This is a genomic window from Sphingomonas sp. (assembly GCF_003248515.1).
Classification (GTDB): Bacteria; Pseudomonadota; Alphaproteobacteria; order Sphingomonadales; family Sphingomonadaceae; genus Sphingomonas_I.
The window spans coordinates 364314-388470 of record NZ_QFOB01000006.1 but is presented as its reverse complement, the minus strand read 5'-3'; the positions used below and the strand labels follow the sequence as shown (position 1 = coordinate 388470).

Annotated in this window: 15 protein-coding genes; 11 read left to right on the top strand and 4 right to left on the bottom strand. The window is 63.2% G+C overall.

Annotation, left to right across the window (positions count from 1 at the left end):
- Positions 1 to 65: 65 nt before the first annotated feature.
- Entirely contained in the window at positions 66 to 2324 is a 2259-nt protein-coding gene (locus DI605_RS12940; protein WP_293974384.1) for an NADP-dependent malic enzyme, read from the bottom strand.
- A gap of 63 nt (positions 2325 to 2387) precedes the next feature.
- Positions 2388 to 3962, bottom strand: a complete 1575-nt coding sequence (locus DI605_RS12935) for an alpha-L-arabinofuranosidase C-terminal domain-containing protein (RefSeq protein WP_293974381.1) — start codon at positions 3960 to 3962, stop codon at positions 2388 to 2390.
- 350 nt (positions 3963 to 4312) lie between these two features.
- Here DI605_RS12935 and DI605_RS12930 point away from each other — a divergent pair, with 350 nt between their 5' ends.
- Positions 4313 to 7063 carry a beta-L-arabinofuranosidase domain-containing protein gene (locus DI605_RS12930; RefSeq protein ID WP_293974378.1) on the top strand — a complete coding sequence of 917 codons (2751 nt, stop codon included), beginning with the start codon at positions 4313 to 4315 and terminating at the stop codon, positions 7061 to 7063.
- Positions 7064 to 7215: 152 nt separating this feature from the next.
- Positions 7216 to 8574, top strand: coding sequence for a cation:proton antiporter (locus DI605_RS12925; RefSeq protein WP_293974376.1), 1359 nt, complete (start codon positions 7216 to 7218; stop codon positions 8572 to 8574).
- Positions 8575 to 8634: 60 nt separating this feature from the next.
- Here the strand turns inward: DI605_RS12925 and DI605_RS12920 are convergent, their stop codons facing one another.
- Positions 8635 to 9636, bottom strand: coding sequence for a cupin-like domain-containing protein (locus DI605_RS12920; RefSeq protein ID WP_293974372.1), 1002 nt, complete (start codon positions 9634 to 9636; stop codon positions 8635 to 8637).
- Positions 9636 to 10319, bottom strand: a complete 684-nt coding sequence (locus DI605_RS12915; protein ID WP_293974369.1) for a SapC family protein — start codon at positions 10317 to 10319, stop codon at positions 9636 to 9638. The genes DI605_RS12920 and DI605_RS12915 overlap by 1 nt, the downstream gene beginning before the upstream one ends.
- Positions 10320 to 10803: 484 nt before the next feature.
- Here DI605_RS12915 and DI605_RS12910 point away from each other — a divergent pair, with 484 nt between their 5' ends.
- The 9 genes from DI605_RS12910 (at position 10804) to DI605_RS12870 (ending at position 24149) form a co-directional block, all read left to right on the top strand.
- Positions 10804 to 13521 (top strand): TonB-dependent receptor, encoded by a 2718-nt coding sequence (locus DI605_RS12910; protein WP_367120047.1) that lies wholly within the window; start codon positions 10804 to 10806, stop codon positions 13519 to 13521.
- Positions 13522 to 13586: 65 nt separating this feature from the next.
- On the top strand, positions 13587 to 15131 hold the full coding sequence (locus DI605_RS12905; protein ID WP_293974363.1) for a tryptophan halogenase family protein: 1545 nt from the start codon (positions 13587 to 13589) through the stop codon (positions 15129 to 15131).
- 205 nt (positions 15132 to 15336) lie between these two features.
- Complete coding sequence (locus DI605_RS12900) at positions 15337 to 15975, top strand: GntR family transcriptional regulator (protein WP_293974360.1); 639 nt, start codon at positions 15337 to 15339, stop codon at positions 15973 to 15975.
- A 96-nt stretch (positions 15976 to 16071) separates the two neighbouring features.
- Positions 16072 to 17475, top strand: coding sequence for an amidohydrolase family protein (locus DI605_RS12895; RefSeq protein WP_293974357.1), 1404 nt, complete (start codon positions 16072 to 16074; stop codon positions 17473 to 17475).
- A complete protein-coding gene (locus DI605_RS12890) occupies positions 17472 to 18797 on the top strand; it encodes an MFS transporter (RefSeq protein ID WP_293974354.1) in 1326 nt (441 codons plus the stop codon). Before DI605_RS12895 ends, DI605_RS12890 begins: the two co-directional genes overlap by 4 nt.
- Before the next feature lie 42 nt (positions 18798 to 18839).
- A complete protein-coding gene (locus DI605_RS12885; protein ID WP_293974351.1) occupies positions 18840 to 20057 on the top strand; it encodes an iron-containing alcohol dehydrogenase in 1218 nt (405 codons plus the stop codon).
- Positions 20058 to 20073: 16 nt separating this feature from the next.
- Positions 20074 to 21555 carry an NAD-dependent succinate-semialdehyde dehydrogenase gene (locus DI605_RS12880; protein ID WP_293974348.1) on the top strand — a complete coding sequence of 494 codons (1482 nt, stop codon included), beginning with the start codon at positions 20074 to 20076 and terminating at the stop codon, positions 21553 to 21555.
- A 43-nt stretch (positions 21556 to 21598) separates the two neighbouring features.
- Positions 21599 to 23704, top strand: coding sequence for a PQQ-binding-like beta-propeller repeat protein (locus tag DI605_RS12875; protein WP_293974345.1), 2106 nt, complete (start codon positions 21599 to 21601; stop codon positions 23702 to 23704).
- 10 nt (positions 23705 to 23714) lie between these two features.
- Positions 23715 to 24149, top strand: coding sequence for a c-type cytochrome (locus DI605_RS12870; RefSeq protein ID WP_293974343.1), 435 nt, complete (start codon positions 23715 to 23717; stop codon positions 24147 to 24149).
- Positions 24150 to 24157: the final 8 nt, after the last annotated feature.

Genomic DNA, 24157 nt, shown 5'->3' with positions numbered 1-24157 from the left:
CTTATCTTGTATGAGTATTTTTCTGGAGGGCTTCGCGTGAAGCCCTCCAGCGAAGACGATGCTGCTCAGGTGGCGGCCGCCGCGATCGCCGTGAGATTGACGATGCCGCGCGCCGTGCTTGTGGGCACAAGCGCATGGATCGGGCGATCGAAGCCCATCAGGATCGGGCCGATCACAAGACCGCCGGCCGAGGCGGCGAGGGCGCCGAGCGTGATATTGGCGGCATCGAGGTTTGGCATCACGAACAGGTTGGCGCTCCCCGAAATCGGCGAATCGGGCACGAGCCGATTGCGGAGCGCTTCCGAAAGCGCGCTGTCCGCGTGCATTTCGCCGTCGACCGAGAAATCCACCTGTTGTTCGCGCAACTGCTTCAGCGCCGCCCGCATCTTGCGCGCGCTCGCCGTATCGGACGCGCCGAAATTGGAGTGGGAAAGAAGCGCCGCCTTCGGCTCGATCCCGAAATGCCGCATCTGCGCAGCAGAAAGCATCGTCATCTCGGCGATCTCGGCAGCGGTCGGATCTGGCACCATATGCGTATCGGTGATGAAGAGGGCACCGGCATCCATGATGAGCCCGGACAGGGCGTAGACACGGCTCACCCCGGAAGAGCGGGGAATGATCGGCATGATGAGCCTCACCTGGCTCCACCATTCGGAATGGCCGCCCACCAGCGCGGCATCCACATGGCCCGTGCGCAGCAGCATCGCCGCCGTCACGGTCGGGCGGCGATAGATCATCCGTTCCGCCTCGGCGACGGGCTTGCCGCGTCGCACGACGAGATCCTGATAAGGCTTGATCAGGCCTTGCAGCACAGGGCCGCCCGCGAGCGGATCGACGATCTCCACGTCGCGATCTAGCTGCCAGCGCAGGCCCAGTTCCGTAATCCGCTTCTCCACGATGCCGCGCCGCGCGACGATGACCGGGCGGGCGAGCCCTTCATCCAATACGGTCTGGATCGCGCGGAGCACGCGAGGATCCTCGCCTTCGCCATAGGCGATGCGGGGTGCCTTGCTCTGCGCCGCCGAGAAGATGGGAAGCATCAGCTGGCTCGACCGCCAGGTCCGCTCGGAAAGGGAGCGCTTGTAGGCGGCGATATCCGAGATCGGGTGCTTGGCGACGCCGCTCTCGGTTGCCGCGCGCGCGACGGCGGGCGCGATCTCGACGATGAGGCGGGGATCGAAGGGCGCGGGGATCACATAATCTGGCCCGAAATGCGGGAGGGCTCCGCCATAGGCCGCCGCGACGCTCTCTTCGGCGGGAAGGCGCGCGAGGGCGGCGATCGCCTCCGCCGCGGCGACTTTCATCGGCTCATTGATCTCGGTCGCGCCGGCATCCAGCGCGCCCCGGAAAATGAAGGGAAAGCAGAGCACATTGTTGATCTGGTTCGGGAAATCGGATCGCCCGGTCGCCACGATCGCATCCGGCCGCTCCTCCCGCACCACGCTGGGCAGGATTTCCGGCTCGGGATTGGCCAGCGCGAAGATGATCGGCTTGGCGGCGAGCAGCGGCAGCCATTCGGGCTTCAGCACATTGGGGGCGGAGAGCCCCAGGAAGACATCCGCACCCGGCAACACCTCCTGAAGCGTGCGGGCATCGGTGGTGCGGGCATAGACCGCCATGTTGGAGGGCATTCCCTCCCGTCCGGCATGGACGACACCGTCCTTGTCGGTGAGCGTGATATTCGCGATCGGCAGCCCCATGGAGACGAGCAGATCGACGCAGGCGAGGGCCGCCGCGCCGGCGCCCGAGGTGACGAGACGGACATCCGCCAGTTCCTTGCCCTGGAGGAAAAGGGCGTTGCGGATCCCGGCGGCAACGACGATCGCGGTGCCATGCTGATCGTCATGGAAGACCGGGATGTTCATCCTCTCGCGCAGCCGGCGTTCGATCTCGAAACATTCCGGAGCCTTGATGTCTTCCAGATTGATGCCGCCGAAAGTGGGCTCCAGAAGCGCCACCGCCTCGACGAACTTGTCGGTATCGGTCGTATCCAGTTCCAGATCGAAGACATCGATGTCGGCGAATTTCTTGAAGAGCACGGCCTTGCCCTCCATCACCGGCTTTGACGCCAGAGCGCCGATCGAGCCGAGCCCCAGCACGGCTGTTCCGTTCGAGATCACCGCCACGAGATTGCCACGCGCCGTATAATCGAGCGCGCGATCGGGATTGGCGGCGATCTCCTCGCACGGGGCGGCGACGCCCGGAGAATAAGCGAGCGCCAGATCGCGCTGCGTCGCCATCCGCTTCGTCGCCTCGATGGCGAGCTTTCCCGGTCGCGGAAGGCGGTGATAGTCGAGGGCGGATTTGCGGTAATCGTTGTCCACGGGAGGATCCTTCGGGGGGTATCGGTGGATGGCGTGAGCGGCGGCTAACTAGGTGTGTGAGTCTCAGGATTCCAGCGCAATCACTGTGACCGACTTGGGCGGCACCGTGAGATGGAGGGAGGAGCCGTTGGCTTTCGCCGCGATCGGCCTGGGCATCACGGCATTCGGTGCCGTGAAGTCGTTCACCGCGTCGACCCTATCTGCCGTGAGAACCGTTCCCGCCGCGCGCCTTATGTGGAGCCCCGTCGTGTCGAGCTTCAGCTCGCCGGGACGGGACGCATCAATGTTCGTCACCGCGAGCCAGAGCTTCCCGGCCTTGTCGCGCGCCGCCACGGCATCCAGTTGCGGCATGGCGACGCCGGCATGTTCGTATCGCCCGGCCTCATATGTGATCGGCACGAACGTCGCGTCCTGAAACGGCAGATACATTTTGTGGATGTGATAGGTCGGCGTGAGGATCATCTTCGGGCCGTCGGTGAGGATCATCGCCTGCAGAACGTTCACCATCTGCGCGATGTTGGCGATGCGGACGCGATCGGCATGGCGGATGAAGATGTTGAAGTTCACCGCCGCGAGAATCGCGTCGCGCAGTGAATTCTGCTGCTGGAGGAAACCGGGATTGCTGCCCGGCGTGGGCGCCAGCCAAGAGCCCCATTCGTCGACAACGAGCGCGACCTTCTTCTCCGGATCATATTTATCCATGATCGCGGATTGCTTCGCGATCAGCGTATCCATCCCCAGCGTTTCCTTGATGATCTTCGCATAATCATCCTCGCCGAAGCCGGTGCTGGCCATGTGCGGCGGCCAGCCATTGACGGTATAGCTGTGCAGGGAGACTCCGTTGATATCCCAGCTCCACGCCTTGTTCGCCCAGGCCTTCATCACCGCTTCGGTATAGTCGCCCTTGTCCGCGTCCCACCCGACGGCGATCCTCTGCATCGCCCCCTGATCCTTCTGCGCCGGATTGAGGTTTTTCACGAAGTGGCTGAACCGCTTCATCTCTTCCACATAGTGATCGGGCGAATAGGCGCCGCCGCATCCCCAATTCTCATTGCCAATCCCCAGATACTTCACCTTGTAGGGGGCGGAATGGCCGTTGGCGGCGCGTTCCCTGGCCAGCGTCGTCGGCTGGTCCGTCGTCATATATTCCAGCCATTTCGCCGCCTCCTCGGGCGAGCCGGAGCCGACATTGACGGAAACATAGGCCTCGCTGCCGATCTGGCCGATGAAATCCATGAACTCGTCCGTGCCGAACGTGTTCGGCTCGGGCACGCCGCCCCAGTTCGAATTGACGGTAACGGTGCGCTTGGCCGCCGGGCCGATGCCGTCGCGCCAATGATATTCGTCGGCGAAGCAGCCCCCCGGCCAGCGGACATTGGGAACATGGATCGCGCGCAGCGCCGCCACAACATCACTGCGTATGCCCCGCACGTTCGGAATGGCGGAGTCCTTGCCGACCCAGACGCCGTCATAGATACCCGTGCCCAGATGCTCGGCAAACTGGCCGAAAATATCGCGCGAGATCGTCGGCGCCGCCTTTTGGGGCAGGAATTGGACGGGTGTTTCGGCAGGCGCGCTCGCCGCTGCCGCGCCCGCCATTCCCGTGGCGACCCATCGCCCGAATCCGCGCAAGCTCATATCGGCAGCTCTCCCTCTTTTGATGGCGGTTAATGTCTGAGTTTTTGAGCGGGTTCACAATCCGATTCTCGCATGGACGCGCCGTTTTCGGATCCGGGAGGGGCATATGCGCATATGGATCTCGCCCGATCCGGGAAACTCGTATCGTGGATTGTGTTCCGGATGTTGCGCCACTCGATCGTCTGGCCCGAGGCTGGCCGCGAATTTCGGCGGATCGCCGGCCATTGGCGACGATCAGCCTTGTCGATGGCTTGATAAACTCAGACAAAAATGACAGGCATATGTAGTAAGTTCGGACGGGATAACCCGTTTGTTGGCGGCGCACGGGCTGTCTCGAGGGAGGATTGAAGGTGGACGATACACCCGGTTGTGGCTGTGCCTCGCAGGTGGGCGCGATCGACCGCCGCGCTGTATTGAAAGGCGCGACGGCGCTTGCTGCGCTCGCTGGCGGAACGCGTGCCTTCGCCGCGATGATCGAGGAAGCGCCGAACCTCGCGCTGGTGGCAACGCCGAGCGCGTCCTGGTCCTCGACCAGGGCCAAGCTGACCCACCTCAACAGCGGATTCGAGCCGAAACTGTCGTCGAGCGACACGAGCGGCGCGTTCAATTTCGTTCCCAAGACCGATACGCAATGGATCCAATATGACTGGTCGAAACCGATTTCGACCGATCGGACCGATATCTTCTGGCTGGAAAATCCCTGGGGGATCGAGCGTCCGATCCGATACGAGGTGCAGTATTGGGACGGCGCTGCCTTCGTGCCGGTGCGCAATCCCCGCGGCCTGGGCCTCGACAAGGATCGCTACAATACGACCCGCTTCGACGCGGTTACGACGACGAAGATCCGGATCGTCATGGTCGGCAACGGCAAGAATTCGCCCGGCATCCTGCAATGGAAGGTCTATAACAGAGGCCCGGTGCCGGCGTTCGCGCCGGCGGTGGCGGCCGGTGTGGATCGTACGCTCGTACTCGGCGGGCGGACCTATATGAATGGCAAGGCGAAATGGCTCGCGAAGCAACCGGGGGACGCCGTGCGCTGGAGCCAGGTGAGCGGCCCCGGCACGGTGGTCTTCGAGGATCCGGCCGCGCTCAGGACGGCAGCGACGGTCTCCACCCCCGGAGACTATGTGCTCGAACTTGCGGGCATAGGCGCGGGCGGCGTCTCCAAATCGGTCGTGCAGCTCCGGGTGGAGGAGGGGCCTCCCTCGGAAAGGCTCGATGTCGTCTATACGACGCCTTATGCGATCACGAGCCCGTTCTGGACGCAGCGTGCCAAGGCGCTGATCGTCAACTGGATTCCCCATTGTATCGACTATTGCCAGCGAACCGACCTGAAGGACGGGGTGGGCGGCCTCGACAATTTCATCGAATCCGCCAAGGCGCTGCGCGGCGAGCCCCATGGGCCGCACCGGGGCTTCGTCTTCTCGAATGCCTGGGTTCACCAGACGGTTGAGGCGATGTGCATCGCGCTGATGGTCGATCCGCAGGGCGATGCCGAGATTGCAGCGGCACAGGCGCATATGCGCGACGCGCTCGCGCGGTGGATCCCGATCATCCTCGCCGCCCAGCATCCGGATGGTTATCTCCAGACCGCCTACACCCTTGCCGATCGCAAGGAGTGGCCCGATCGCTGGTCGCCCGAGCATCGCGGCGATCATGAGGGCTATGTTTCGGGCTATTTCATCGAATCCGCGATCAACCATTATACGCTGACCGGCGGGCAGGATCGCCGGCTCTATGACGCGGCCAAGCGCCTTGCCGATTGCTGGGTTGCCAATATCGGGCCGGGCAAGAAGGCCTGGTATGACGGGCATCAGGAGATGGAGCAGGCGCTTGTCCGCTTCGGCCGCTTCGTGAACGACATGGAGGGGAAGGGGCGCGGCGACGCCTATATCGCGCTTGCGCGGTTCCTGCTGGAATCGCGGCGGGGCGGATCGGAATATGACCAGAGCCACCTGCCGCCGCGCGAGCAATATGAGGCTGTCGGCCATGCGGTGCGGGCGGTCTATTTCTATTCCGGCATGGCTGATATCGCCGCCGAAACCGGGGACCGTGATTATCAGAGCGCGGTCATGTCCCTTTGGGACAATATGGTGAACCGTAAATATTACGTCACGGGGGGCGTTGGCAGCGGCGATACATCGGAAGGATTTGGCGACGATTATGGTTTGCGCAACGATTCCTATTGCGAAAGCTGTTCGAGCTGCGGGCTGATCTTCTTCCAGTACAAGCTCAACATCGCCTATCGTGACGCGAAATATGCCGATCTCTATGAGGAGACGATGTATAATGCCCTGCTGGGGGCGACGGACCTCGAAGGCCGGAACTTCACCTATACGAACCCGCTCCTGGGCTCCGCGCGCTACGCATGGCATAATTGCCCCTGCTGCGTAGGCAATATCCCGCGCACCCTGCTAATGATGCCGACCTGGGCCTATGCGAAGGACAAGGACAGTCTGTTCGTCAACCTGTTCGTCGGCAGCCGCATCAATGTCGGCGAGATTGCCGGAACGCAGGTCGAGATGGTGCAGGAAACCGATTATCCCTGGAACGGCAAGGTCGCTCTGACGGTGAACCCCCAGAAGGCGGGCCGCTTCGCGGTGCACGTTCGAGTGCCGGATCGGCAGACCAGCCAGCTTTACGCCGCCTCGCCGCAGATCCGTGGGCTGAACTATCTCAAGATCAACGGCAAGACAGTCGTGCCGCGGATCGAACGCGGATATGCGGTGCTGGATCGCGAATGGAAAAAGGGCGATCGGGTGGAGTTTGAACTGCCCATGGCCGTGCAGCGACTGGCGTCCGCCGATAGGGTGGCGGCGACGCGCGGCAAGGTGGCGCTGCGTTACGGGCCGCTCGTCTACAATGTCGAGCTGGCCGATCAGCCCGATCTCGGGAGGGCGCTCTCCGCAGGCGCGCTTACGCCCGAATGGCGTCCGTCCTTGCTGGGCGGCGTGATGGCGATTGCGGGGCAATGGGGGGACGGCAGCCCGATGCTGGCGGTGCCCAATTATGCGCGCATGAACCGGGCAGGGCCCTCGAATGAATTTCCCACGCGCGACCCCGATTACAAGGATTCGGCGGTGTGGATGGCCACGGCCTGACGACAGGCCAAGAATCGGGTCGGGATATCCGTCGCAATTCTTTGTCAACCGGCTTTCGATTCGGGATCGGCGACGAATTTGTTATGAAGGGCATGTTGTAAACGGCACCGATCCGAATATCATTGCTTCAAAGAGCAATTCGGGGGAGTGATATGATCGAAAGTCTTTGGTCGACCGTAAGGAGCGTTCTTTCGCCACACGGTCCGGCCATGGATGCCGCCGCGAATAGCTATGTTCCCGGTGATTTCTCGATCCATTTCTTTTTGCAACTGGCTGTAATCCTTGTGGCTTGCCGTGTTGTCGGCTGGCTCGGCCGGAAGCTGCTGGCCCAGCCGCAAGTGGTGGGCGAGATGATCGCCGGCGTGTTTCTGGGGCCATCGCTGCTGGGGCTCCTCCTGCCTGATCTCCAGGGCGCGATCTTCGCGAAGGAAACCCGCAACATCCTCTATGCGGGCTCTCAGCTCGGCGTTGGGCTGTACATGTTCCTTGTGGGGACGACGCTTCGGACCGATCATTTCCGATCGAAGGCGAAGAGTGCGGCGGCGGTTTCGCTCGCGGGCATTTCGGCGCCCTTCGCCTTCGCGATCCTGATAACCCCGTTTCTCGTCAGGATTCCGGGACTCTTTTCGCCCCAGATTTCCGTGGCGAACGCAACCTTGTTCATGGGCGCGTGCATCGCGCTCACCGCTTTCCCCATGCTGGCACGCATCATCAACGAGCGTGGGCTGGCCAATAGTTCGCTTGGCACGCTTTCGCTCACGGCAGGGGCCTTCGACGATGCCTGTTCCTGGTGCGTGCTGGCGATCGTGCTGGCAACGTTCGGGGGCGGGGCGGGGGTGGCGATCCTCGCCATTGGCGGCGGCCTGATCTGGGCCGGGCTCGTGATTACGTTCGGTCCGCGCGTCTTCGCCCCTCTCGCCCGTCGCGTGGAAGAGCAGGGCGAGATGAGCTATGCCATCCTGGCGATTACGCTCGCGGCCTTCAGCCTTTCGGCCTTCCTGATGGATGCCGTGGGCATCCACGCCATTTTCGGTGGTTTCGTGCTTGGCGCCGTCATGCCGCGCGGACGGTTCGCCGAGGATCTGAAGCGGAAGGTGGAGCCTCTGGCGGTCGTTCTGCTGCTGCCGATGTTTTTCACCTATTCGGGGCTCAACACGCGGATCGACATGGTCAATTCGGTTTCCCTGCTGCTGATCGCGCTGGGAATCCTCGTCGTTTCGATCCTTGCCAAGGGCGGCGCCTGCTATCTCGCGGCACGGCTCGCCGGCGAGGACAATCGGACGGCACTGGGCATTGGCGCGTTGATGAATTCGCGCGGTCTGATGGAACTCATCATCATCAACATCGGCCTGCAGAAGGGGATTATCGGGCCGACCCTCTTTTCCATGCTGGTGCTGATGGCGATCGTCACCACGATGATGGCCGGTCCACTGTTCGAAATGGTCTATGGCCGCAGGGCGAGGCAGAGTGGCGAACTCGACGCGCTGCATCGCGTGGCCAACGCGGCCTGATCTGCGCCTGACCACGAGCATAGAGGCGGCGGGCGATATCCTGGCCCGTGGCAGGGGATGTCAGCCGCGCCGCAGCATCTGCATCACATGGGCGCGGATGCGTCCGTAATTGCCGTTTGCGAGCGCGCCGAGGATGCCATGCTTCGCCTCGGGCAGATGCCGAAGCGGATGTCCCTGCGGCCGGAACACATAATGATCGAAGAAAGCCCGCCAGGACTGCCGTTCGGCCTCCGGGCGCTCCGCGAGCGCGATCATGGCCAGAAGCATCGTGGTATAAGGCGCGTCGGTGCCGTTGCTGAATGCATCCCACCAATAGTTGACGAGCATGTTGAACGGCGCCGTCGCATCGACCCTGTGCCACCACAATTTCGGGATATAGAGAGCGTCGCCTTCGGCCAGATCGAACATGATCGCCTGATCGCGCATGGCCTCGAAATCGGGATAGCGGGGATCGCCCGGCGAAGATCCTTCCGCCAGCGCGATCGGCTGACCCGCCATCGTATGGTCGATCGGGCCGACATACAGGCTTTCGATCGCTTCGGGCGGATAGAGGGTGAAGCGCCGCCGCCCGGCAATGACACCTGCGACATTATCGTACGTGTCATAGTGACAGGCAATGTGCGACGCGCTCCCGATCCAGAGGCGCGGGCTGACGGAGGGCGGAACGATGGCGATCCGATTTTCCTCCGCGAAGCCGGGAAGAAACATGTCCGCCGGTATCGAGCCCATATAGAAGCTCTCCGGGAGCGGCTCGTTTTGAGCCGCGAGCAGGCGTTCGAGTGCGGACATGACATCCATGTCGATCCGCTCGAAATTGAAGCCTTCCAGATTGGCGCCATAGGAATAGCGGCCGGCAATGCCCGGCTCGCCGACGAAGGCCTGCGCTTCCCGGTCAGTGGCGAAACGGGCCAGATAGCGGGCAAGTGCCGCGGGCGACGCCGCGCCTTCCCGCACGGCCGGCCAATCACGAAGGAGCCCCGGCAGCAGCACCGGTTTGCAACGGGCCGCGATCTCGCTCCTGAAGAGCGGGCCGTCCGCGAGCCAGGCGGGATCGACCGCCATCACGAGATCGCGGTCAGCCGCTCGTTTCTCCGACGCGCCATCACCGGGATCTGCGCCTGGGAAAATGCGACGCACAGCGCCATCTGGAGATAGCCGGCGCGGAACAGTTTCGTGATCTGTTGATCGTCGAGTTCGTTCAGCGCGTCGCGGCTGACTGTATAGAGCCCGTCCAGACTGAGATTTTCCCCGTCATCGAAGTTGAGCCTGATATCGATCGGCTCGATGACTTTCAGCGAGAGAAGGGCGGCGATGAAATCGCGCGTCGCGTCCACCCCTGACTTGAGCCGTCCGATGATGCGTTGAATCTGCGAAAGGGCCTCTTCCGGCTGGCCGGAGTCGCTGAAAAGCTGCTTCGAGGCGCCGTCCGAGAATCGCGGATGGGCAGGATCGATCGCGATATCCTGCCCGGCGATGAAAAAACCGCGCCTCTGAAGGTCCAGAGGCTGAAAGGCGCAGCCGCTTGTCGGGGACCAATCGACCAGCAATTCGCCGGGCTGGAACCCGAACATGGCGCCCGCATAGAAATCGCCGCTCGATGCGTCCTTGGCGAAGAAGATCGGACAGACGGCGGCGGCGGCCGGGAATTCGTCGAGCGTGATCATCGTGAAATGCGCAGGTTTTCCCGGATTTTCGCTAATCCTGAGCAACCGGTGCCGATCGGTGTTCAGGATTTCCAGTGCCACTGTCATTCTTCCTCCCCCACGATCATCTCGCCAGATCGTTCTCGGCCGGTCATACCAACGCGGCATAACCGGTCCAGCCATGATCGGAAGGATAGATGCAATTTTTTAACGCAGACAAATAGCTTGATAGCGTCGAAGTTTGGAAATATTCTGATTCCAGACCCGATAGAGGTTGCTGGAGAGAACCTGATCAAGGCAAACGTGTCCCACGTTCAGCTTTGCGCTCCCCAGCCATCAAAATCTGGTCCGAATGATGATCCAAATGTCGGACAAGATGTCGACAACAGGGGGTGTGATGCAGGATTCGGATATATCCAACTCTTTTGGCGGAGTTCGGCGTTCGCGGAGGCGTGCGCTCATCGCGGCTTCAAGTCTGATAGCGCTCACAGGAGCAACTTCGGCTGCCGCGCAGGCCGCTGGCGGCGCACCGGCGCAGGCCACTCAGCTTTCCGACGAGGAGGCGCAGGCCCGCTCTGAAATCGTCGTGACGGGTATTCGCGGCTCGCTGCAGCGCAATCTGGATATCAAGCGCACGTCGCCGGGCGTCGTCGACGTGATTTCGGCCGAAGATATCGGCAAGTTCCCGGATTCGAACGTGGCGTCCGCCATGCAGCGCCTTCCGGGCGTTTCGATCCAGCGCTCCGGATCCCGTGGTGAAGCGACCGGCGTCAGCATCCGCGGCTTCGGCGGCGATTTCAACGACACGCTGTATGACGGTCGTCGTGTTTCCACGGCATCCGGCGGGCGCGGTGTCGACTTCACCACCGTCGGCGCGGATTTCGTCGGCCGTCTGAGCGTGTACAAGACGCCGGATGTCGGCCTTTCGTCCAGCGCGATCGGCGCCACGATCGACGTCGCCCAGCCGAAGCCCTTCGACCGGACCGGCTTTCACGCTTCGGCGGTGGCATCCGGCACGATCCAGTCGCGCAACAAGGATGCGCGGCCGTCGGCGGGCATCCTGCTGAGCGACACCTTCGCGGATGATACGTTCGGCGTGCTCGGCAACTTTATCTACAGCCGCCGCGACACGACTTCGAACCAGGTCTTCATTCCCGGCTGGGTCGGTAATCGCTTCTATCGCTGCCAGTCCGGCCCGAGCTGCTCGGCTTCCGACCTGACGGCGGCGAACAAGACCGTGCTGGGCTGGTTCCCGCAACAGATCGGCGCCAACCAGGTCACGACCCAAGACGAACGTATCGATGGGCGTCTGGCGGTTCAGTGGCGCCCGAGCGACACGCTGCTGCTGACGGTCGATCACAATTATACGCGCCAGACGCTTCACACCGAGACCTACGGCTATGGCGCCTGGTTCGCGGGTGACGATCTGCGCAACCTGAAACTGGACAGCAACGGCACGGCGATCGACTTCAACCAGTTCGGTACGCCGATGGATTTCAATGCCGGCTTCGGCCGTTCGATCAATCAGACCAACCAGACGGGCGCCAACGTCAAGTGGGAGGCAACCGACCGACTGAAGTTCGATGTCGACGGCGCCTATGCGAAGAGCGTGTTCAATCCGCATCGCAACGGCTACGGCGACAATATGGATATCGGCTATGGTGGCTATAACAATAGCTCCACCGGCCCCTTCCTTTCGACCGGTGGTCGCGTGTCCACCATCCTCGGTGCCAATACGGGTCTCGGCATCATCGGATCGAGCAGCAACGATCTTCCGGTGCTGCACGATATCGGCCCGGCCGGTAATCTGTCGCGCTTCCTCGATACGTCTGTGATGGGCTCGCACGTCATCGTACGCGGTGCGCCTTATCGCACGAACAAGCTGAAGCAGGGCCGCTTCACCGGATCCTATGACGGCGATAATTTCAAGATCGCCTTCGGTGGCCAGTATCTGGATACGAAGTTCTATCAGGAATCGACGAACACCTTCACGAATAACGTGTTCGCGTCTTACGGTGGCTATGGTACGCCTTCGGGCCGCACAGGTGCGCTGTATCCTCTGCCGGCGGCGGCGTTCAAGGGCACGATCAGCACCAACGGCTTCATCCCCGGCTATTCGTCCAGCGGATTGGCGCCCGGCTTCCTGAAATATGATCCCTACGTCATCTATTCGGCGCTGGAAGCGACCGGGCGTGGTTCGGTTTCGCCCGCATTCGATCCTGGCTCGGTGCTGAGCGTCCACGAGAAGACCTATGCGATCTTCGTGAAGGCGGGCTTCGATGTCGAGATCGGGGACATGCCGTTCCACTTCAACGCGGGCATCCGCAATGAGGGGACGAAGGTCACCGCCTCCGCGATTGGTCGTGATCCGACGCAGTTGATCCTCGATGCCAACGATCCGACGCTCCTGCAGGCCGCCTACACTCCGACGCAGAGCATCGTTCGCGGAAACAAGTATAATTATCTGCTTCCGAGCCTCGACATGAAGCTTGAGATCACGCCGAAATTGTATCTGCGCGCCGATGCGTCCCGCACGCTCACGCGGCCGGTGCTTGGTGATCTGAAGCCGACGGTGAACCTTGGCACGCTGCGTCGCGGCAGCCTTTCGGCCTCGGGCGGCAACCCCAACCTGACGCCATATCTTGCCGACAATTACGATCTGGGCGTCGAATGGTATTATGCGCGCAACTCGTATTTCGCGGTGAACGGGTTCATCAAGAATCTGTCCAACTTCATCGTGGGCGGCGTTTCGACGCAGACCTTCCCCGGCGTGATCGATCCCTTCACCGGATCGGCCGCGCAATTCCAGGTCAACGCGAAGATCAACGGTCCGAAGGCGACCGTCCGCGGCGTCGAAATCGCGATGCAGCAGGTGTTTGGCGACAGCGGCTTCGGCTTCAGCGTCAACGGCACGTTCGTGAATACGAACCGGAAGTTCGACAGTGCGGACATTTCCGGTGCGGCCTTCGCGATCACGGGTCTTGCCAATTCGGCCAACTTCGTCGGCTTCTATGACAAGAACGGGTTCCAGATCCGTGCCTCGGTCAACTGGCGCGACGAATATCTGTCTGGTCTTGGCCAGGGCCAGGGCGGTACCTTCGGTGCCGAGCCTGTCTATGTCGACAAGCAGATCCAGGTCGACATGTCGGCAAGCTACGACATCACGCCGCAGCTGACGGTCTTTGGCGAGGCGACCAACCTCAACAATTCGACCTACAGCACGCATGGTCGCTTCTCGAACCAGACGCTCGACGTCTGGTCCTATGGACGCCGCTTCACCGCCGGAGCGCGCTTCCACTTCTAAGGCTTGGGCGGCGGGGGCGTTCGCCTTTTGGCGAGCGCCCCCGTTTGGCCTACATGTGAGATATTATGGTCAAACCCGTGCGCAGGATCGTCGTCGTGGGGGGCGGCACGGCCGGTTGGCTGACGGCGGCGACGGTCGCCGCGCGCCATCAGAGCCGGATGCCGGAACATTTCTCGGTAACCCTCGTCGAATCCCCCAACGTTCCGATCATTGGGGTGGGAGAGGGGACGTGGCCGACCTTGCGGTCAACGTTGCGCAAGATCGGCGTATCCGAAACGGATTTCTTCCGGGAATGCGATGCGGCCTTCAAGCAGGGCGCGCTGTTCGCGCGCTGGACGACGGGTGCGCCCGACGACGCTTATTATCATCCGCTGGTGCTTCCGCAGGCCTTTTCGCAGGTCAATCTGGTGCCCCACTGGCTGAATGCCGGCGAGGATAGCAGTTTCTGCGATACCGTCTGCGCCCAAGGGCTGTGCTGCGATGACGGGCTGGCGCCCAAGATGATTACCACGCCCGAATATGAAGGCGTGGCGAATTATGCCTATCATCTGGATGCGGGCAAATTCGCGCCCTTCCTTCAGCGGCATGCGACTACGAAGCTGGGCGTCCGGCACGTGCTTGCCGATGTGCGGTCCGTCGAACTGGCCGAGAATGGCGATATTCGCGCGATCATGACCGAGCAGGCGGGCGAGATCGAGGGCGATCTGTTCGTCGACTGCACGGGATTTTCATCGCTGCTGCTGGGGCAGGCGCTGGGCGTGGGCTTCAAGGACTGTGGCGATACGCTGTTCTGCGATACCGCGCTGGCCGTGCAGGTGCCCTATCCGGACGAGGACAGCCCGATCGCGACCCACACCATCTCCACCGCGCAGAGTTCCGGGTGGATCTGGGACATCGGCTTGCCGACGCGACGCGGGGTGGGACATGTCTTCTCCAGCCGCCATATCAGCGACGATGCCGCCGAAGGAGAATTGCGCGCCTATCTCGGATCGGCGGCCGATCATCTGCCCGTCCGCAAGATCCGGATCCGGAGCGGCCATCGCGAAACCTTCTGGAAACGGAACTGCGTCGCCGTGGGGCTCGCGGCCGGCTTCCTGGAGCCGCTGGAGGCTTCGGCGATCGTTCTGGTCGAACTTTCGGCCAAGATCATAGCCGAGCAGATGCCCGCCAACCGCGAGGTGATGGATATCGTCGCGGCCCGGTTCAACGCCACCACCACCTATCGCTGGGGGCGCATCATCGATTTCCTGAAGCTGCATTACGTGCTGAGCAAACGGCGCGATTCCGCATTCTGGCGGGATAATATGCTGCCCGAAACCATATCGGACAGGCTGAAGGACCTTCTCCATCTCTGGCGGTATCAGGGGCCCTGGCTGCACGACGAATTCGATCGCGTGGAGGAAGTGTTTCCCGCCGCCAGCTATCAATATGTGCTCTACGGCATGGGCTTTCGAACCGAGATCGAGGCGGACTCGCTGGTGGCCGACGCCCGCACCGCCGAACGCGCGATCCGGGAGAATAAGGTGATGGCGGAGCGGCTGCGCGGCACCCTTCCCAAGCATCGCGATCTCATCCGGAAGATCGTCGATCGCGGGATGCAGGCGATCTGATTCGATAGGGATATCATGCGGTTTCGGCCGAACGTGAGGAGCCCGTCGCTGCCGGAGAACGGCTCGGCTTTTGTTTGGGAGATGTATCCTATATGATTACGTCCCAAACGACGGTCGAACGGCAGTGCATCAGACAAACGATCAAATTCCGGCCAATGTCGCTCCCCGGGTGGGGCGGACCCCTCCCGGGCAGACGATGGTCGAAATGGCCTATGAGCATCTCCTGACAATGCTGATGACATTGAGGATCGCCCCTGGCGAACGGATCGCGATCGATGCCGTGGCCAGGCAGCTCGGAATTTCCCAGACGCCGGTCCGCGAGGCGCTCAGTCAGCTGGAGGCGGTGAAGCTCGTCTCGAAGATGACGAACGTAGGATATCGCGCCAGCCCGCAGATGACGCACGAGGAGGTTCGTGATCTCTATGCGCTGCGCAAGCTGATCGAGCCCTATGCCGCTGCCCGCGCTGCCGAGGCGATGACGGATGAGTCGATCGCTGAACTGCAGGCGATCGATCGCGAGATGACGGAAGTCGTGGATGGGGATGCGCTGGCTTACTCCCAGTTCGCGGAGGCCGATGCGCGGCTTCATCGCCTGATCGCGGAGGGCAGCGGCAACAGGCTGGTGGCCGAGACGATCGAGCGGCTTCACGCACACCTCCATATTTTCCGGGCGCTCTACAGCACCAACGCGCCCACGCGGGCGGCAACCGAACACCGGGCCATTATCGAGGCGCTGGTGGCCCATGATCCGGACGGGGCGGAGCGCGCCGTGTTGCAGCATCTGGAACGCTCCGAACAGCGGATGGATACGGTTCTGGCCGCGCCGGAAGACCTTCAGAAATAAGCATCGATATCGCGCCGTATGGGGAGCCATCGCGCTTGACAGCGATCTGACGCGACCTTACCAAAATCATATATGATATGAAATTGGAGGGGTGCGATGCGGCCATTGCCGTTCGGCCAATACCGGCGATCGGCGATGCGGGGCGCGGCTATCGCGCTCGGCATGTGCTGTGCCGCCGCAGTGCACGGCGAAACCGTCGTGCTGGAGCATTTCACGCTGATCGACGGCACGGGGCGGCCCGCCCAGCGGGACCAATCGCTGGTGATGGAGGATGGGCGCATCGCGTGGGTCGGTCCGGCGGCGGGGCTGCGCAAGCCCGCGGGCGCGGCGGCCGAGGATCTGCGCGGCAAATATCTGATGCCGGGGATCATCGATAGCCATGTCCATCTCGGCCTCGTCGAAGGCATCGATCAGAATTTCGGCAAATATTATGATCGGCAGCGCGTCGAGCGTCAGTTGCGACTCTACGCGGCCTATGGCGTCACTTCCGTTTACACGCTCGGTACGGATGGGGACGCGATCCATGACGTGATCGCGGATCAGCGGCGTATCGGCCGGATCGATATGGCCCGTGCCTTCACGGCGGGCAGGGGAGTCGTGTTCAAGGGCAGCTATGGCGGTGTCGCCGGGCTCGAACAATCCGTGGCGACGCCCGCGGAAGCCGTGGCGATGGTCGATCGGGAAGTCGCCAAGGGCGATGACTTCATCAAGCTGTGGATGGATGACGAGTTCGAGACGATTTCCCAGCGCATGCCCTATTCGATCAGCAAGGCGGTGATCGATACGGCGCACAAGGATGGCCGCAAGGCCGCGGCGCATATCTTCTATTATGACAATGCGGCAGAACTGACGGGCGAAGGCATCGATGCCTTCATGCACCAGGTTCGCGATCGCGCGGTCGATCCCGCGCTGGTTTCCGCCATGAAGGCACGCGGAACCTGGCAGCTCGCCTCCACGCTCAGCCGCGAAGCGTCCTTCACCTACAAATTGCTCCCGTTTGTGGACGATCCCTTCTTCTCGCGCGGCGTCTCGCCCGCCACGATCGCCGCTTTGAAGGCGCCGGATCGCCAGCAAAAGCTGGCCGCATCGCCGACCTTTCCGAAATATCCGGAGGTGCTGCGCAACGCGATGGCCAACCTGGCCAGCCAGGCCAAGGGCGGCGTGACCTATGGCATGGGCACGGATAGCGGCCCCTCCGGCAGGTTCCCCGGTTATTTCGCGCATTGGGAGCTTGAGCTGATGGTGAAGGCGGGCCTCACGCCGCTGCAGGCGCTGACGGCCGCGACCGGCACCAACGCGAAATTCATGGCGGCAAGCGAGGCCGGAACGGTCGAAAAGGGAAAATGGGCCGATCTGCTCGTGCTGGATCGTGATCCTGTCGCGGATATCCGCAATACGCGCGCGATCCGCAGCGTCTATGTCGCCGGCCGCAAGGTGCCGACCATCTGGCAGACCTGCGTCGACCGCCCCGAAGGTGCCTGCGGGCCGGCGCGGCCATGAGCGATAGTGGCGCCCTTTCCGCCGCGGCGGAGATCGATAGCCAGCCCGCTGCCGTCCGCCCGACCAGGGTGCGGCATGTCGTGCTCTGGCTGACCGTTCTCGCCTATCTCATCACCTATATGGATCGTGTGGTCATTTCGACCGCGGCGCCCTCCATTCAGGCCGAATATGGCTTCTCGCTCGTCACGATGGGCTGGATCTTCGCCTCGTTCCAGTTCGCTTATGCGATCTTCCAGATCCCGGGCGGTTGGCTGGGCGACAGGTTCGGTCCGCGCCGTGCCCTGACGGGCGTGGTGCTCTGGTGGTCGATGTTCACGGCGGCGACCGCGGCCACATGGTCGGCCGGATCGATGATGGTGTGCCGCTTCCTGTTCGGCATGGGCGAGGCGGGATCCTTCCCGATCGCCACGCGATCGCTGTCGCGCTGGATGCTGCCATCGGAGCGCGGCTGGGCGCAGGGGCTCACGCACGCCGGCGCCCGGCTGGGAGGCGCCGTCACGCCGGTCTTCGTCGCGCTGCTGATCGTGGATTTCGGCTGGAGGATGCCCTTCCTTCTGTTCGCCGGCGTCGGCCTGGCCTGGGCCTTGCTGTGGTTCGTTTATTATCGCGATGCGCCGCGCGATCATCCGCGCACGAACGACGCGGAACGCGCCATGATCGAAAATGCGCTGGGCGCGGGGCGTGAGCGCGCGAAGGTGCCGTGGCGCCATCTTCTTGCGAACCCGCAGCTCTGGGTGCTGTCGGCGATGTACTTTTGCTATGCCTATTGCATCAACATTTTCCTGACCTGGTTCCCCAAATATCTGCACGACGCGCGCGGTTTCGACATCGCGGTGATGGGGCTGTTCGCCAGCATGCCGCTGATGGCCGGCGTCGTCGGCGATCTGGCGGGGGGATGGGCATCCGATCACCTCGTCAAGAAGGGCGCGGGCCTGAAAATGGCGCGCCGGGCCGTGGCGGTGGTGGGCTTCGTGACGGCCGCTGTGGCGATCCCGCTGGCGGCGGGCATAACGGATCCGATCGCCAGCATCCTGTGCTTCTGCATCGCGCTGTTCGGCCTTGAGCTGACGGTGGGGGTGTCGTGGGCGGTGGCGCTGGATGTGGGCGGCGAATTCGCCGGTTCCGTCTCGGCGGTAATGAACACGCTCGGCAATCTTGGCGCTGCGATCGCCGCCGCGATCACGGGCTATATCGTCAGCGTCAGCGGCTGGTTCTCGGCATTCATGGTCCTCGCGGTCCTGTGCCTGATCGCGGCGGCCCTGTTCCTGAAGATCGATGCTTCGCGGCGGCTCTACGTCGCGCCGTCGACCGAAAATTCCTGATGTGTGTGAATTGGGCGGAATGAAGTGAAGGAAATCTCATCCATGTTTGGGGCGTTGCGGCTGCCACGCAGCATCTTGTTTGGCCGGGGGCAGCGCGAGGCGCTCGGTTCTGTCGCGGCGCGCCTGGGAACGCGGGCTCTGCTGTGCACGGACGAGCGTCAGGCCGCGCAGCCCGAATTCGCGGCGATGCTGGCCGATCTGAAGAAGCACGGCGTCGAGGCGCATGTGTTCGACGAGACGATCCCCGATCTGCCCCTGAATTCGATCGAGGATTGCGTGTCGCGGGCACGCGCCATCGCCCCCGATATCATGATCGCGGTCGGCGGCGGCAGCGTGATGGACATGGCGAAGGTCGTGGCGGTGCTGCTCACCCATGGTGGCAGCGTCCGCGATTATTATGGCGAATTCGCCGTGCCAGGCCCCGTTATCCCGCTGATCGCCATACCGACGACATCGGGCACCGGATCGGAAGTGACGCCCGTTGCGGTCGTTTCCGATGAGGAGCGCGGCGCCAAGATCGGAATCGCGAGCCCGCATCTCATCCCGGCCATCGCCATTTGCGATCCGGAACTGACGATGACCTGTCCTCCCGGCCTCACGGCGATTTCGGGTGCGGACGCGCTGACGCACGCGGTGGAAGCCTTCACCACGCTGGCGCGGGCGCGTGATCCGCTGCTGACCGAAGAGCATGTCTTCGTCGGCCGGAACGTGCTGTCCGATCATATGGCGAAGCTCGCGATCGGCAATCTCTTCAAATATCTCGAACGCGCCTATCGCGACGGGAGCGACATGGAGGCGCGCGATGGCGTGATGCTGGCCGCGCTGGCGGCGGGCTGCGCGTTTGGAACGGCGGGAACGGCGGCCGCGCATGCGCTGCAATATCCGGTCGGCAATCTCACCCACACCGCGCACGGCCTGGGCGTCGCCACCCTGCTGCCCTACGTGATGCAGTTCAATCGATCCGCCTGCCCCGATGCCTTCGCCGAGCTGGCGGACATGCTGGGCCTCGCGGGCGAAACGGTGGAAGACCGCGCCCAGGCTTTCATCGATGCTGTGGCGGATCTGCTCGCGGCCATCCGCATTCCCGTATCCCTGGCGGAGCTGGGGCTTCACGCGGATCAGCAGGATTTCGTGGCCGAACATGCCCTGAAGGCCGCCCGGCTCGTGAAGAACAATCCGCGCCTGCTGGATCTCGGCGGGATGCAGGCCATCACCAGAGCCGCGTTCGCGGGCGACCGCGCGTCGCTTGTCACGGCCTGATCGGGAAAGCGCAGATATGAGCAACAGTTACACGCCCCCCGCCGCCGGCGATCGTGCCGGCCCCTTCGCCATCCCCACCGGGCTACTGATCGGCGACAGCTGGATCGAGCCGGCCGGTGGCAAGCGGATCGACATTCTCGATCCCTCGACCGGTGGCACTCTGACGTCCGTCGCGGATGGCGGCGTGGCGGATGGGATTGCGGCGATCGATGCCGCGTCCGCTGCTGCCGCCGGCTGGGCGGCGACACCTCCCCGGAAACGCGCCGAGATCCTGCTCGCCTGCTATCGGGCGATGATGGACGAGCAGGAATGGCTCGCGCAGCTCATCTCGCTCGAAAATGGCAAGGCGATCAGCGATGCGCGCGGCGAGGTTGCCTATGCGGCCGAGTTCTTCCGCTGGTATGCGGAGGAAGCCGTGCGCATCAATGGCGAGTTTGCCTTGTCTCCTTCGGGGGCCAACAGGATCCTCGTCCAGTATCAGCCGATCGGCATCGCGCTGCTCATCACGCCGTGGAATTTCCCGGCGGCGATGGCGACCCGCAAGATCGCGCCGGCGCTGGCCGCCGGCTGCACCTGCATTCTCAAGCCGGCCGAGGAAACGCCGCTGACGGCGATGGCCGTGGCGGAGATCATGCGGCGCGCGGGCGTGCCCGCCGGCGTCGTGAACCTCGTCAACACCAGTGATCCGGCAGCCGTGTGTCGCGCGATCCTTCACGATCCGCGCGTGCGCAAGCTTTCCTTCACCGGCTCGACGGAAGTGGGGCGCCTGCTGTTGCGCGAGGCGGCCGATACCGTCATCAGTTCGTCCATGGAATTGGGCGGAAATGCGCCGTTTCTCGTGTTCGATGATGCCGATCTGGATGATGTGATCGAAGGCGCGATGGTGGCCAAGATGCGCAATGCGGGCGAAGCCTGCACGGCGGCCAACCGCTTTTACGTCCAGCGTGGCATCCATGACCGCTTCGTGGCGAAGCTGTCCGAACGGATGGGGGCGATGAAGGTCGGCCCCGGCATCAACGGCGATACGCAGTGCGGCGCGATGATCAACCAGGCCTCGATCGACAAGATCGAATGGCTGGTGAGCGACGCGACATCGCGCGGAGCCGAGATCCGGCTTGGCGGAAAGGCCGTGGACGGGCCGGGTTATTTCTATCCGCCGTCGGTGCTCGCCAATGTCCAGCCCGGCTCCGAAATCCTGTCGACGGAAGTGTTCGGGCCGGTGGCGGCCGTCATTCCGTTCGATGATCCGGAGGAGGCGATCGCCCTCGCCAATGCGACCGAATATGGCCTGGCGGCCTATGTCTATTCGGGCGATCTGGCCAAGGCGCTGCGGGTCGCAGAGCGGATCGAATGCGGCATGGTCGCCGTCAACCGGGGGCTGGTGTCCGATGCGGCCGCGCCGTTCGGCGGCGTGAAGCAGAGCGGGCTCGGTCGCGAAGGCTCGCACCACGGCCTGATCGAATATTGCGAGGCGAAATATATCGCGGTCAGCTGGTAAAAGGCTGGCCGCGGCAACGATAATTCGAGAGGAGCCGCACGGCGTGACACTGAAGATCTCCCGACGGGGGCTGCTGGCGGGCGCGGCCTCCGTGATCGTGCTCGATGGGGCGGGTATCAGGGCGCCTCTTTTCGCGGCGCCCCCTGCGGCAGGGGATAGCGGCGCCGACACCGAATGGCGCCACTATGCGGCGGATCAGGCGAATACGCGCTATTCCCCGCTCGCGCAGATCAATGCGGAGAATTTCAACGATCTCGAGGTCGCCTGGAGCTTCAAGACGGATGCTCTGGGCGCGCGCAAGGAATATCAGTTCGAGCCGACGCCCCTGCTGGTGAAGGGCAAGCTCTACCTTCCCGCCGGATCCCGGCGAGATTGCGTGGCGCTGGATGCGGCGAGCGGCGAGCTTTTGTGGATGCATCGCATCGATGAGGGCGAGCGCGCGCTGAAATCCCCGCGCCAGCTTTCCGGACACGGCGTATCCTATTGGACCGACGGCAAGGTCGAACGCATCCTTTACGTGACGATCGGCTACCAGCTCGTGTCGCTGGATGCCGTCACCGGCCTGCCGGATCCGGCATTCGGCAAGAATGGCATCGTCGATCTGAAGCAGGATTTCGATCAGGAGATCGATCTGGAATCGGCCGATGTGGGGCTGCATGCCACGCCGATGATCGCGCGCGATACGGTGATCGTGGGGGCAGCGCATGCCGCAGGCGACGTGCCGGCGGTGAAGCGGAACGTGAAGGGCTATGTTCGCGGGTTCGACGTTCGCACCGGGCGCCGCAAATGGATCTTCCACACCATCCCGCGCAAGGGCGAATATGGCTATGAAAGCTGGTTGAACGGCGATGCCGACGAGGCCGGCAACGGGGGCGTCTGGGCGGAAATGTCCGCCGATGAGGAACTCGGCCTCGTCTATGTTCCGGTGGAGCTGCCGACCGGCGACGAGATGGGGATGTTCCGCCGCGGCAATGCCCTGTTCGGCGAATCCCTCGTCGCGCTGGATATCGAGACCGGGGTTCGGCGCTGGCATTACCAGCTTGTGCACCATGGCCTGTGGGATCGCGACATTCCCTGCGCGCCGATCCTCTGCGACATCCCGGTACGGGGAAAGACGGTCAAGGCGCTGGCCCAGCCGACCAAGCAGGCATTCCTCTACGTGCTCGATCGCGAGACCGGCAAGCCGATCTGGCCGATCGTGGAACGGAAGGTGGAGGCGGGCGACGTGCCGGGTGAATGGTATTCGCCCACGCAGCCCTTTCCCACCAAGCCGCCGGCCTATGATGTGCAGGGCGTATCGATCGACGATCTGATCGATTACACGCCGGAACTGCGGGCGAAGGCCGTCGAACTGGTCAAGAATTACAAGATCGGGCCTCTCTATACGCCGCCGGTGCTGAGCCGTCCCGGCCGGTGGGGCACGATCACGAACCCGGGCATACAGGGCGGCACCAACTGGCCCGGCGGCTGTTACGATCCAGAGACGCACATGGTGTACGTCTATTCGAAGTCCACGCCGGGGCTGATCGGGATCGTCCCGAATGGGGATCAGAAGGTTTCCGAATTCCCGCACGTCCACGGTGTGGCGGGCAACGCGCCGCGCGCGCAGATCGCGATGGGTTCGGAAACGGCGGCGAACATGATGAGCGCGGCCACCGCCGGCGGCGGTCCTCCCCCCATGCCGCCGGGAGGCCAGTCGCTGCGCCCCGCCTTTCTCGCGATTGACGGGCTGCCCCTGCTCAAGCCGCCATATGGCCGCATCACCGCGATCGATCTCTCCAAGGGCGATCTCGCCTGGCAGATCGCGCACGGAGAAACGCCGGACAATGTGCGCAACCACCCGGCGTTGAAGGGGCTCAAGATTCCGCGCACGGGCCGTGCCGGCAATCTCGGTCCGCTGGTGACGAAGACCCTCGTGATCTGCGGAGAAGCGGGCTTCTACACCAATGAATATGGCGTCCGCGGCGCGATGTTGCGCGCCTATGACAAGGCGACCGGTGTCGAACGCGGGGCAGTTTACATGCCCGCACCCCAAAGTGGATCGCCCATGACCTACCGTCTCAAGGGGCGGCAATATATCGTCGTCGCCATCGGGGGCGGAAACTATAGCGCCGAACTGGTGGCTTACAGGCTGCCGGGCGCGGCATGACGAGAGAGGTATGATGGCACGTGTAGCGTTGATATTCGCCGGGGCGCTGGCTCTCGCCGGAGGGATCGTCGCCCAGGCCCAGCCCGCCGAGCGTTCGGTGTGGACAGGCGTCTACAGCGCGGAGCAGGCCACACGCGGCAAGGCGGCTTATGCGCAGAATTGCGCATCCTGCCACGGAGAATCGCTTTCCGGAATCGACGTGGCGCCTGCGCTTACCGGATCGGGTTTCCTCAACAACTGGAACGGTACATCCGCGGGCGATCTGTTCACGCGGATCAAGACCACGATGCCGCTGAACGCGCCCGATTCCCTGAGCGGACGGACCGTATCCGATATCGAGGCCTATCTGTTCCAGTCGAACGGGTTCCCCAGCGGGGAAGTGGCGCTGCCGCCGAGCCCGCCGATGATGGCGGGGATCAAGATCATCGCCCAGAAGCCGCAATAGGGCAGGGG